The organism is Lentibacter sp. (genome assembly GCF_965658795.1).
Taxonomy (GTDB): Bacteria; Pseudomonadota; Alphaproteobacteria; order Rhodobacterales; family Rhodobacteraceae; genus Lentibacter.
Genome location: NZ_CBFHTG010000021.1, coordinates 34,150 through 46,553 on the forward strand (window position 1 = coordinate 34,150; position 12,404 = coordinate 46,553).

Here is a 12,404-nt window from a genome sequence, read left to right on the forward strand (position 1 = left end):
CTCCCGCAGTCGGGGGCGCTGCCCCCATGATGTGCCGCCTGCGGCGTCTCATCATTCCCCCGGGATATTTTTGGCAAAAAGAAAGTGCGGGTCCAGACGCGCTGTGGCGCGCGAGAGTCTATGCTTGCCACGCCTTGATGTCGCCAAAGGATAGTCAAAAACCAACGGAGGGGTGCTTCCCTGTTTTGCGTGGTGGATGTAGGGTCGCGCAATGAACACTTCACCACGATTCATTCACCTTCGCGTGCACTCGGAATATTCCCTTCTTGAAGGGGCTGTGCGGCTCAAGAAGCTGCCCGGGATGTGCGCGGATATGGGGATGCCCGCTGTGGCGGTCACCGACACCAACAACATGTTTTGTGCGTTGGAGTTTTCGGAGGCGGCCAAGGGCGCCGGACTTCAGCCCATCATCGGCTGTCAGGTCGATCTGGCCTATCACAAGCTTGAGCCGGGCGAGCGGCCGCGCCCGCCTGCGCCCGTGGTTTTGCTGGCGCAAAGCGAGGCGGGCTATGAGCACCTGATGAAGCTCAACTCCTGCCTTTATATCGATAAGGGCGGTGAGCTGCCGCAGGTGACGCTGGAGGAATTGCGCACCAATGCAGGTGATGTGATCTGCCTCACCGGCGGGCCGGATGGCCCTGTCGGGCGGCTCTTGCGCGCAGGGCAGACCCCTGCAGCCAAGGCGCTGATGGAAGAGCTTAAAGATATCTTTGGCGACAGGCTCTATGTGGAGCTGCAGCGCCACCCGTCGGAAGACGGCAGCCCAGCCGAGGCAGAGCGCCTCACAGAGCGCGGCTTTGTGGAAATGGCCTATGGCATGGACCTGCCGCTGGTGGCGACAAATGATGTCTATTTTCCCAAGTCGAGCATGTACGAGGCCCATGACGCGCTGATCTGTATTTCTGACGGCGCATATGTGGACCAGCAGGAAGACCGCCGCCGCCTGACGGCGCAGCATTATCTCAAGTCGCCGCAGGAAATGGCGGTCTTGTTTGCCGACCTGCCCGAAGCGCTGGACAACACCATCGAGATCGCCAAGCGCTGTGCCTTCAAGGCCTATAAGCGCGACCCGATTTTGCCGAAATTTGCGGATGATGAAGTTGTCGAGCTGCGCCGCCAAGCCAACGCTGGCTTGCAGGCGCGTCTGGCCGTGATCCCTCATGCGGTGTCTGTGGAGGACTATCAGAAGCGCCTCGATTTCGAACTGGATATCATCGAGGGCATGGGTTTCCCCGGCTACTTTCTGATTGTTGCCGACTTTATCAAATGGGCCAAGGATCATAATATCCCTGTCGGGCCGGGCCGTGGCTCGGGCGCGGGCTCGCTTGTGGCCTATGCGCTCACGGTCACCGACCTTGACCCGTTGCGGTATTCGCTGCTGTTTGAACGGTTTCTGAACCCCGAACGTGTCAGCATGCCTGACTTTGACATCGACTTTTGCATGGACCGCCGAGAAGAGGTGATCCGTTATGTTCAGGAGAAATATGGCCGCGACAAGGTGGGGCAGATCATCACCTTTGGAGCGCTTCTGAGTAAGGCGGCTGTGCGCGACATTGGCCGTGTGCTCCAGATGCCCTATGGGCAGGTTGACCGCCTTTCCAAGATGATCCCCGTGGAAGGGGTGAAGCCTGTCAGCATCGAGAAGGCTTTGGCCGACGAGCCACGCCTGCGCGAAGAAGCCAAGAACGAGGAAGTTGTGGCGCGCTTGCTCGACTATGGTCAGCAGGTCGAGGGCCTTTTGCGCAACGCCTCGACCCACGCGGCGGGTGTTGTGATTGGCGACAGGCCGCTCGATGCGCTTGTGCCGCTGTATCAGGATCCGCGCTCGGACATGCCTGCGACGCAGTTTAACATGAAGTGGGTGGAGCAAGCGGGGCTTGTGAAGTTTGACTTCTTGGGCCTGAAAACGCTCACGGTTATTCAAAATGCGGTAGACCTTATTCACGCCGAGGGGCGCGACCTGCACCATGCCGCCGATGGCACCTTGCTCTATGAGCCGCCGGCTGGTGCGGAGAACGACATTGGCGCGATCCCGCTGGATGACGCCAAGTCTTACGAGCTTTATGCGCGCGCCAAGACTGTGGCTGTGTTTCAGGTGGAAAGCTCGGGGATGATGGATGCGCTCAAGCGCATGAAGCCGACCTGTATTGAAGACATTGTTGCGCTTGTGGCGCTCTACCGCCCCGGCCCGATGGAGAACATCCCCACCTATTGCGAGGTGAAGAACGGGCTGAAAGAGCGCGAGTCTGTGCACCCGACGATTGACTACATCCTTGAGGAAACGCAGGGCATCATCGTTTACCAAGAGCAGGTTATGCAAATCGCTCAGGTGATGGCGGGTTACTCGCTTGGCGGCGCTGATTTGTTGCGCCGTGCGATGGGTAAGAAGATTGCCGAAGAGATGGCCAAGGAGCGCCCCAAATTTGAAAAGGGCGCAATGGAAAACGGTGTCGACAAGAAGAAGGCCTCCGAGGTTTTTGACTTGCTCGAAAAGTTTGCCAACTATGGTTTCAACAAATCACACGCGGCGGCCTATGCTGTGGTCAGCTATCAGACCGCTTGGCTGAAGGCGAACCACCCTGTCGAGTTTATGGCGGGTGTGATGAACTGCGATATCCACCTGACAGACAAGCTGGCTGTGTACTTTGAAGAGGTGCGCAAGGGGCTAGACCTGAAGTGGGAGCCACCCTGTGTGAACCGCTCTGATGCGACCTTTACGGTGAAAGACCAAGTGCTGCACTATGCGCTGGGGGGCCTTAAGAACGTGGGTGTGGAGGCGATGAAGCTGATCACAGAGGCACGGGGCGATGCGCCTTTTGTGACGCTCTTTGACTTTGCCCGCCGTGTCGACATCAAGCGTGTGGGCAAGCGCCCCTTGGAGATGCTGGCGCGGGCGGGGGCTTTTGATGTGCTCGACCGCAACAGGCGGCGGGTGTTTGACAGCCTTGAGGGCTTGATGGCCTATTCGGCGGCTGTGAACGAGCAGAAGAACAGTAATCAGGTGAGCCTGTTTGGCGAGGCGGGCGATGATCTGCCCGAGCCGCGCCTTTCGCCTGTGCAGGACTGGCTGCCTGCCGAGCGGCTGGGCGAAGAGTTCAAGGCCGTGGGCTTTTATCTCTCAGGGCATCCGCTTGATGACTATATGGCGCCGCTCAAGCGCAAGCAGGTGATCACGCTGGAAGAAGTGGAGGCGCGCGCGCAGGGCGGGCCTTTCCTTGCCAAGATGGCGGGGGTGATTGCGGGGCGTCAGGAGCGCAAGTCGGCGCGGGGCAACCGCTTTGCCTTTGTGCAGCTGTCTGATGTGAGCGGGGCCTATGAGGTGACTGTCTTTAGCGACACGCTGGAGAAAGCGCGCGAGCATCTGGAGACGGGCTCGAAAGTTGTTGTGACCTGTGAGGCAACCCTGGAGAGCGACCAGCTCAAGCTTTTGGCGCGCAGCTTTGCGCCGATCGATGCCGTGGTGGCGGATGCAGGGGCGACGGGTCTGAAAGTCTTTGTGGAAGATCAGGGCGCGATTGGTGCTGTGGCCGAGGTGCTGGCCAATGCGCGCCAAGCGGCACAGGGCGCAGGCAAGGGGCCTTTGCTCTTTTGCCTGATGGACCCGAGTTTGCCGGGTGAGGTTGAGGTTGATGCGGGCCAGAGCTTCCCGATTTCGCCGCAAATCAAAGGGGCGATCAAGAGTTTGGATGGCGTGCTGGAAGTGCAGGACATCTGACACGAGCGGTTTTTCGCAGAGACACAGCCTGCAAGCATCTGGGCTAGACCGATGCGAACGCAGCTTGTATGACGCTGAAAAGTAAAGGGTTTGGCCTATGCTCCGTTGGCTTTCTGTTGTGTGTGTGCTCTCGCTTGTGGCGGGTTGCGGTGACCCGTTGCGCACTGTGCCCAAGATTGGCGAAGTCGAACTGAGCGACAGCTCTGACACCGCCACGGCTGTGGCTTTGCCTGAAACCAGCGAAGACACGCGCCCCTTGTTTGAGCGGCTGATGCGCAAGAGCGACGCGCCGGCTCAAGACGCCGTTGAAGCCCTTGAGCCTGATCAAACCGCCGCGCCGCAAGGTGAGGCCGAAGACACCAAGCGCTTGAAGCTGTTTGGCTTCCTCAAGCCAGATGCGGGCGAGACAGCGCAAGAAGACGCTGCCCTTGAGGGACTGGCGGATGCCGACAAGCTCGAAGCTGATACGGCAGAAGTGATACCAGCCTCCTTTACACCCGAAGAGACGCCCCGCTCGCGCGGCGGCTTTTTCAGCCGTTTCAAGCCCGCGCAGACAACGTCGGCCACAGGCCCTGATGCACAAGAGATTGCCCCCGGAGCGGCGCTGGCCTTTGGCGAAATCGCGCGTGTTTGCACGCTGCCCAAGGCCGATATGGGCCGAGAAGTGGAGCGCGCGGGTGCTTACAGCCTCTATGACAGCGCTGTTGGCAGCACCGAGCCGAGGCCCCTCTACATAACCGGGTTTGCAGATGGGTGCCCCCGCCAAGTGACTGGTGCGTTGGCGCTCTTTGGCTCGGCGACAAGCCACGAGGCGATGCGCTATGGCAAGCCGTTTGAAGGCAAGCCCTATTCAGAAACGGATATTGCCTATGAAGACGCCAAACGCGCCGTCTGTGGTGTGGGCAAGGGCAAGCCCTGCGGAGCCGCGATGGGCCAGCTTGAAAAGACCACCGCGTTTGTCACGGTCTATGACCAGTTTGTCGGCGCGGCGCGGTGGCACAATGTTTTGCTACACGACGGCACAGTGCTTGCAATGGAGTGAAGCACGCTGCGGGCGCAGTTAGTAATGCGGCGGGCGTTCGTTGCCGCCGAAGATATGTGCGCCTTCGGAGCGGTTGCGGCCTGCCTCGGCATCCAGCAGCAGTTGGACCTGCCGCGTGAGCAAGGCGATCTCTGTGTCTTGGCGCGCGATCACGGACGAAAGCTCGTCTGTTGTGCGCTCAAGGTGGGCAATTTTTTCTTCAAGAGATTCCATGGCATTTCTTTAGCGGGTTTATGATCTGCATCATAGCCCCGCTTTCACGAGGCTGACAGACTTGGGCTGTTGAATTGGTTGGGAGGTCGTGAGATGCGCAAATTTATGATCGCGCTGTTGGGGGCCTGCGCCTTGGCTGGCGCGGCTGAGGCCTATGACGGAGAGCAATTTGTGGTCTGTAAGCTTAACCCGCAGGGGGATAACTTTCTGGCCCTGCGGAGTTGTGGCTCGACCAGTTGCGATATGATCCGCAAGCTGGAGCCAGATACCTTTGTGATCACCATGGAACCCTATGCGACAAACGGGTGGCGCGAGGTGATTGTGCAGCAAAACGCGCAGGATTGGTCTTATGCAGGCGTAAAGGGCTGGGTTTATGGTAAATATATTTGCCATATCGATCTGAGCGACTAAGGCTCTGTTCTTGCTCCTTGGGGCGTGATCCTTTAGAGCCTGCTCACAAGAATTAAGACCGTTTCAGGCAAGGATCCCCCAGATGGCCAAGGAAAAGAAAGCCCCGCGCCCCAAGGCAGAAACGCCTAAGGGCTTCCGCGACTATTTTGGCGTTGAAGTGAGCGAGCGCGCAGAAATGCTGCGTGTGATCACGGGGGTTTACCACCAGTACGGGTTTGACGCCTTGGAGAGCGCGGCTGTCGAGACAGTGCAGGCGCTTGGCAAGTTTCTGCCCGATGTGGACCGCCCCAACGAGGGTGTCTTTGCGTGGCAGGAATTTGACGAAGAGGACAAGGGCGACTGGCTCGCGCTGCGCTATGACCTGACAGCCCCCTTGGCGCGGGTCTATGCCCAGCACCGCAACGATCTGCCCACGCCTTACCGCCGCTATGCCATGGGCCCTGTTTGGCGCAACGAAAAGCCCGGGCCGGGGCGCTACCGCCAGTTTTATCAGTGTGATGCGGATACGGTGGGCACGGCGAGCGTGGCCGCGGATGCCGAGATCTGCGCGATGCTGAGCGATGTGCTGGAAAAAGTCGGCATTCCGCGTGGCGACTACATTGTACGGATCAACAACCGTAAGGTTCTCAACGGGGTTTTGGAGGCAACGGGCGTTGCTGACGAGGCCCAGCAGGCCGATGTGCTGCGCACGATTGATAAGTTTGACAAGGTCGGCGAAGAGGGCGTGCGCCAGCTTTTGGGCAAGGGCCGCTTGGACGCGTCTGGCGCTTACATCGACGGGATTGGCCTGACCGATGCGCAAGCGGCTCCTGTTGTGACCTTCCTCACGTCAAAAGGCGCGAGCAATGCAGAGACGCTGGCAAACCTGCGCGGCGCTGTTGGCGAGAGCGCCATTGGCGCGGAAGGTGTGAGCGAGCTTGAAGAGATGGCCGCGCTGCTCGAGGCGCAGGGCTATGGCGCGGACCGTATTATCATCGACCCCTCGGTTGTGCGCGGGCTTGGCTACTACACCGGCCCTGTTTATGAGGCCGAGCTGACCTTTGAGATTCTGGATGACAAAGGCCGCAAGCGCCAGTTTGGCTCTGTTGCGGGCGGCGGGCGCTATGATGATTTGGTCAAGCGCTTCACCGGTCAGGCTGTGCCTGCGACAGGTGTGTCTATCGGTGTGGACCGCTTGCTGGCGGCGCTGCGCGAAAAGGGCCGCATGGGCAGCAAGGCCGCCGGGCCTGTTGTTGTGACGGTGATGGATAAGGCACGGATGGCCGACTATCAGGGTATGGTTGCCGAGCTGCGCCAAGCGGGCATTCGTGCGGAAGTCTACCTCGGGAACCCGAAGAACTTTGGCAACCAGCTGAAATATGCAGACAAGCGCGAAAGCCCCATTGCCATTATTGCGGGCAGTGACGAGGCCGAGCGCGGTGTGGTGCAGATCAAGGATTTGATCTTGGGAGCCAAGATCGCCGAGAGCGCCACCCACGAAGAATGGAAAGAGCGCCCCAGCCAGTTTGAAGTGCCGCGCGGCGAGCTTGTTGCCAAGGTGCGCGATATTCTTGAAGGGCAGGGCTGATCATGCCTGACGGAATGGCCAAACGCGCAGAGGCTGCACGGGTGCGGGCAATGTTTGAGGCGGCGGGTGCGCAGCCTGTGGAAACCTCGGTTTTGCAGCCAGCGGAAACGCTGCTTGAGCTTTATGGCGAGGATATTCGCGCGCGCGCTTATGTGACCTCGGATGCTTTGCGCGGTGAGCAGATGCTGCGGCCCGATTTTACCGTGCCTGTGGTGCAGATGCATATGCAGCACGGGGCGGAGCCTGCGCGCTATACCTATTCGGGCGAGGTGTTTCGCCGTCAGGAAGATGACGGCAGCCGCGCCAACGAGTATCTGCAAGTCGGCTACGAAGTGTTTGAGCGCGATGCGCCAGAAGAGGCAGATGCAGAGGTGTTTGCGCTGATTTCATCGGTGTTGCGCGGGCTGCCTGTGCGCGCGGCCACGGGGGATATCGGTATCTTGATGGCGGCTGTTGAAGGCCTGCGCACGACCGAGCGGCGCAAGGCGGCGCTGCGGCGCCACATCTGGCGGCCCAAGCGCTTTCGGGCGTTGATTGACCGTTTCTCGGGGCGTGTAGATGTGCCTGCGAGCCGTGCCGCGCTTTTGGCGGCGGCAGATCCTTTTGAAGGCGCTGGCCCCGAGATCGGCTTGCGCACACGGCGTGATGTGGCCGCGCGCATTGCGGCGCTGCAGGAAGATGTGGCCGCAGGGCCGCTCGCGCAGGGCGAAGTCGAGCTGATGGACGCGATTTTGGCGGTGCAGGAAACCCTGCCCAATGCGCTGGAGCAGCTCAGCGACATTGCGGTGGATATGCCCGCGATTGCCGATGCGGTGGACGGGCTGGGGCGGCGCACCCGCGCGCTTGCGGCGCGTGGTGTCGATGTGGCGCAGCTGGCCTTTGAGGCGAGTTATGGCCGCAGCTCGATGGAGTATTATGACGGGTTTGTCTTTGGCTTTTATGCCGAGGCGCGCGCCGATTTGCCACCTGTTGCGAGCGGCGGGCGCTATGACGCGCTCACGCGCCAGCTTGGCCGGGGCGGCGAAATTCCGGCGGTGGGCGGTGTTGTGCGCCCCGATCTTATGCTGGGCCTGAAGGAGGGCACGCTATGAGCCTCAAGCTGGGTGTGCCGTCAAAAGGGCGGTTGATGGAAAAGACCTTTGAGTGGTTCGCCGAGCGCGGTGTGACTCTCAGCCGTGCAGGTTCTGACCGCGAATATGCTGGCAAGGTCGAAGGTATTGAGGGTGTCGAGCTTGTGCTGCTGTCGGCGGGGGAGATCCCGCGCGAGTTGGCGGCGGGGCGTATTCACCTTGGGGTTACGGGCACAGACCTTATTCGCGAAAAGCTGGGCCAGTGGGAGCAGCGCGTGGAAGAGATGGCCGATCTGCGGTTTGGCCATGCTGATCTTATCATTGCGGTGCCGCAAGCCTGGGTGGATGTGGACACGATGGACGACCTTGACGCGGTTGCGGCAGCGTTTCGCAGGGAACATGGCTTCCGACTGCGGATTGCGACAAAATACCACCGCCTTGTGCGGGAGTATCTGCGCGACTGCGGGGTGGCCGACTACCAGCTTGTCGACAGTCAGGGCGCAACCGAAGGCACGGTGAAAAACGAAACCGCCGAAGCGATTGCCGATATCACCTCAACTGGCGATACGCTGCGCGCGAACCATCTGAAAATTCTGTCTGACGGGCTTATCTTGCGCAGCTCGGCCACGCTTTACCGCGCGCGCAACGGAGCCGTGAACGACGATGAGCGCGCCGCGATGGCGGAGCTTGTGGAGCGGCTCGGCCTGTAAGGCGCAGCGCTCTGTCGCGGATCGGCCCTGCGGGGCGGATATTTCTGGCAAAAAGAAAGACTCAGAGAATGCCGATGTCGGCCAGTGCGCCAGCCAGCTCGGGAGGCAGCGCATCATCGGCTTCGCGGCCGGCTGTCAGGTCTACCGGCGCATCTTCCGGCTTGAGGTAGCGCCAGCCCTGAAACGGGCGTTTGAGCGCGGGAGAGGTGCGCACGATCTCTGGATCAAGGATGAAGGCGCAGCGGCGGATACCATCGCCCCCGATGACCTCTTCAAAGCCCAACAGCTTCTGGCGGGCCTGTATCGAGCCTTTGATGACCCAGTAGATACTGCCACCTGATAATATTTCGGCCTCGCGCTTGGGCCACATGCGTGTGACATGGTAAACAAGCCCCTGTGGATGCAGGGCTGCGCGCGATTTCTGCCAGTCAGAGAGGGTTTCAACCGACTCTGTGCCAACACTTAGTTTTACCAGATGTATTGTGTTCTTCATGAGGCTTCTCTACATCTAGTGTTGTATCTGGGTAAAGATGATTCTTTCATTAACATAAACTTACAAAAACAGGCGATAGGGGTTTGACCCTTTGGCCTGCTCTGCGTAGTTTGTAAAACCTGCACAAAATGATCTGGGGACCACCGAATGAGCCGTTTTTCCGCGCCGATTGCCGAGCAAATCTGGGATATGAAGTATCGCTTCAAGGAGGCGGATGGAACCCCGCTTGACCGGAGTGTTGAAGACACATGGCGCCGCATTGCGCGCGCGCTGGCCGATGTCGAGGATGATAAGGCCCATTGGGAAGATGTGTTTTACAACGCGCTCGAAGATTTCAAATTTCTGCCAGCGGGCCGTATTACGGCGGGCGCAGGCACCGAGCGCTCTGTGACGCTGTTTAACTGCTTTGTTATGGGCACTGTGCCAGACAGCATGAGCGGTATTTTTGACATGCTCAAAGAAGCGGCCCTCACCATGCAGCAAGGTGGTGGCATCGGCTATGACTTCTCTACGATTCGCCCCAAAGGATCGGATGTGCTGGGTGTGGCGGCTGATGCAAGCGGCCCCTTGAGCTTTATGGATGTTTGGGATGCGATGTGCCGCACCATCATGAGCGCCGGCTCGCGCCGTGGTGCGATGATGGCAACGATGCGCTGTGACCACCCCGATATCGAAGACTTTATCACGGCGAAGTCAGATGCTGCACGTCTGCGCATGTTCAATATGTCTGTACTTGTGACAGACCCGTTCATGGACGCGGTGAAGGCAGATAAGGGCTGGGACCTGAAGTTTGGTGACAAGGTGTATCACACGGTGCAGGCGCGTGACTTGTGGAACAAGATCATGAAGGCCACATATGATTATGCCGAGCCGGGTGTTATCTTCATTGACCGCATCAACCAGATGAACAACCTGAACTATTGCGAGACAATTGCTGCGACCAACCCATGCGGCGAGCAGCCTTTGCCGCCATATGGCGCGTGCTTGCTTGGCTCGATCAATATGGCGAAGCTTGTGGCGGATCCGTTTGAAGCGGGTGCTGACCTTGATGTGAAAGCGCTGACCGAGCTTGTGGCTGCAGCCGTCCGGATGATGGATAACGTGGTTGATGCCTCTCGCTTCCCGCTCGAAGCACAGCGCCAGGAAGCCCATGCCAAGCGCCGTATCGGCCTTGGGGTGACCGGCCTTGCCGATGCGCTGCTGATGGTGGGCCTTGAGTATGGCACCGACGAAGCGGCGGCGAAGACTGAAGAGTGGCTGCACGCGATTGCGCGCGCCTCTTATATGGCTTCGGTTGGCTTGGCCAAAGAGAAGGGTGCATTCCCTCTGTTTGACGCAGACAAGTATCTGTCGAGCGGCGCTATGGAGAACATGGACGAAGATGTGCGCGCCGCGATTGGCAAGCACGGTATTCGCAACGCTCTGCTGACCTCTATCGCTCCGACGGGCACGATCAGCCTTTATGCGGGCAATGTGAGCTCGGGGATCGAGCCTGTGTTTGCCTATGCGTACAAGCGCAAGGTTTTGCAGAAAGACGGATCACGCACGGAAGAGGAAGTGGTGGACTATGCTGTCGCGCTGTGGCGTGAGAAGTTCGGGGACAAAGAGCTGCCCGATTACTTTGTGAACGCCCAGACGCTTGCGCCGAGTGCGCATGTGAAGATGCAGGCGGCGGCGCAGAAGTGGATCGACAGCTCGATCTCCAAGACGATCAACTGCCCTGAAGACATCGACTTTGACGCGTTCAAGGATGTTTACATGCAAGCGTGGGACACAGGCTGCAAAGGCTGCACCACCTACCGCCCCAACGATGTGACAGGCTCTGTTTTGTCTGTGAGCGAAGAGAGCGAAAAAGCTCCTGAGGCCGATCAGGGCGCTGACGTGATCTACATGTCCGAGCCGCTGGAGCGCCCCAAGGAGCTGGAAGGCACGACCTATAAGTTGAAGTGGCCTGACAGCGAGCACGCAATTTACCTGACGGTGAACGACGTTGTCATCGGTGGGCACAGACGCCCCTTTGAAGTGTTTATCAACTCCAAGAACATGGAGCACTTCGCCTGGACGGTTGCGCTGACACGGATGATGTCGGCTGTGTTCCGTCGCGGTGGCGATGTGAGCTTTGTTGTGGAAGAGCTGAAGGCTGTGTTTGATCCGCGCGGTGGCGCCTGGATGGGTGGAAAATATATCCCGTCGATTCTGGCCGCTATTGGCGGTGTCATCGAGAAGCACATGATCTCGATCGGCTTCATCGAAGGCGAGGGCATGGGCCTGAAATCAGACCCGACAGCAGCCGTGGTGAACCTTGATGCACCGCGCGGCAAAAGCTGCCCCTCTTGTGGCCAGTTTGATATGCGTATGGTCGAAGGTTGCATGACTTGTGGCTCATGCGGCCACAGCAAATGCGGCTAGAGACCGTGTGAACCCCCGGTGGAGTTCTCGTGCGGGGCTTCACTATCTATTTTGTAGGCAAGGGCTGGCCGTTGGAGTGATTGAGATCACTTCGGCGGCCATTCTTTTGGCACTACCCAAACTCCAGTTGCTCGCAAACACATGACAACAGAGCGGCGCGGTGCAGGACTGCTTTCGTGAAGGCGCTCGTTCAGACCCCGCGCTCTGATATGTCGTCGCTAGAGTGTACTCTATACATAGGGGCGTGTCGCATCCCGCAGCACCGAGACCCGCTGGTGCGGTCTGCCCTTTGCGGGGATTTGGCGATTGGTCTTATCGGATTGTCACTTGCTATGCCTCGGATGTCGCTAAGCTGGTCAGGTCAATCCTTGTCGCGCCTCAGATATCCACACATAGGTTTGTCAGAGCAAAGGCTCTGGTGCTTGCTTTCATTGGGGCCCCTCGCGGGCGCCCCCTAGAGGGAGATATGTGTGGGAATAAGGACGGCGGCTATCAGCAGCTATGTCAAAGGAATCGGCCCTTGTGCATGAGTCGTGCTGTGTCGGGAGGGATTCTCCCGAATAGGGCCGTAAACTGGGGCGAGTCGGCTGAAGCGACATGCTTTTTGAGCCTTTTGACCAGTGCTCGAGCCGGGCTTGCTTGCTGCGCATATGGCTAAGAGCCTTTAAATACTGGGCCTTCGCATTCTTTTTCAGAATTATGAAAAAAGGGGTTGCGGGTGTCGGTGTCTAACCTTAGAACCCCCCTTATCGGACGGGCAGCGATGCTCGAACG

Annotated in this window: 9 protein-coding genes; 7 read left to right on the plus strand and 2 right to left on the minus strand. The window is 59.1% G+C overall.

Features of this window, described 5'->3' with window-relative positions:
- Positions 1–211 precede the first annotated feature (211 nt).
- Both dnaE and ACTG3X_RS12705 read left to right on the plus strand, forming a co-directional pair.
- Complete coding sequence (gene dnaE / locus ACTG3X_RS12700) at positions 212–3,715, plus strand: DNA polymerase III subunit alpha (RefSeq protein WP_439111646.1); 3,504 nt, start codon at positions 212–214, stop codon at positions 3,713–3,715.
- A gap of 97 nt (positions 3,716–3,812) precedes the next feature.
- Positions 3,813–4,757: a hypothetical protein gene (locus tag ACTG3X_RS12705; RefSeq protein WP_439111647.1), complete on the plus strand. Its 945-nt coding sequence runs from the start codon at positions 3,813–3,815 to the stop codon at positions 4,755–4,757.
- Between the two features lie 18 nt (positions 4,758–4,775).
- Here the strand turns inward: ACTG3X_RS12705 and ACTG3X_RS12710 are convergent, their stop codons facing one another.
- Positions 4,776–4,970, minus strand: coding sequence for a SlyX family protein (locus ACTG3X_RS12710; protein ID WP_439111648.1), 195 nt, complete (start codon positions 4,968–4,970; stop codon positions 4,776–4,778).
- Positions 4,971–5,063: 93 nt separating this feature from the next.
- Here ACTG3X_RS12710 and ACTG3X_RS12715 point away from each other — a divergent pair, with 93 nt between their 5' ends.
- From ACTG3X_RS12715 to hisG, 4 genes are all read left to right on the plus strand, one after another.
- Positions 5,064–5,381: a hypothetical protein gene (locus tag ACTG3X_RS12715; RefSeq protein ID WP_439111649.1), complete on the plus strand. Its 318-nt coding sequence runs from the start codon at positions 5,064–5,066 to the stop codon at positions 5,379–5,381.
- Positions 5,382–5,463: 82 nt separating this feature from the next.
- Positions 5,464–6,948, plus strand: coding sequence for a histidine--tRNA ligase (gene hisS / locus ACTG3X_RS12720; protein WP_439111650.1), 1,485 nt, complete (start codon positions 5,464–5,466; stop codon positions 6,946–6,948).
- Between the two features lie 2 nt (positions 6,949–6,950).
- Positions 6,951–8,039, plus strand: coding sequence for an ATP phosphoribosyltransferase regulatory subunit (locus tag ACTG3X_RS12725; protein ID WP_439111651.1), 1,089 nt, complete (start codon positions 6,951–6,953; stop codon positions 8,037–8,039).
- Positions 8,036–8,728 (plus strand): ATP phosphoribosyltransferase, encoded by a 693-nt coding sequence (gene hisG, locus ACTG3X_RS12730; protein ID WP_439111652.1) that lies wholly within the window; start codon positions 8,036–8,038, stop codon positions 8,726–8,728. The genes ACTG3X_RS12725 and hisG overlap by 4 nt, the downstream gene beginning before the upstream one ends.
- Positions 8,729–8,789: 61 nt before the next feature.
- On the opposite strand, the gene ACTG3X_RS12735 is transcribed toward hisG, so the two are convergent.
- Positions 8,790–9,221 carry a DUF1489 family protein gene (locus tag ACTG3X_RS12735; RefSeq protein ID WP_439111653.1) on the minus strand — a complete coding sequence of 144 codons (432 nt, stop codon included), beginning with the start codon at positions 9,219–9,221 and terminating at the stop codon, positions 8,790–8,792.
- Between the two features lie 147 nt (positions 9,222–9,368).
- On the opposite strand from ACTG3X_RS12735, the gene ACTG3X_RS12740 reads away from it, so the two are divergent.
- The gene (locus ACTG3X_RS12740) at positions 9,369–11,630 is read left to right on the plus strand and encodes an adenosylcobalamin-dependent ribonucleoside-diphosphate reductase (protein WP_439111654.1); all 2,262 of its coding nucleotides are present in this window, start codon (positions 9,369–9,371) and stop codon (positions 11,628–11,630) included.
- The last annotated feature ends 774 nt before the right edge of the window (positions 11,631–12,404 follow it).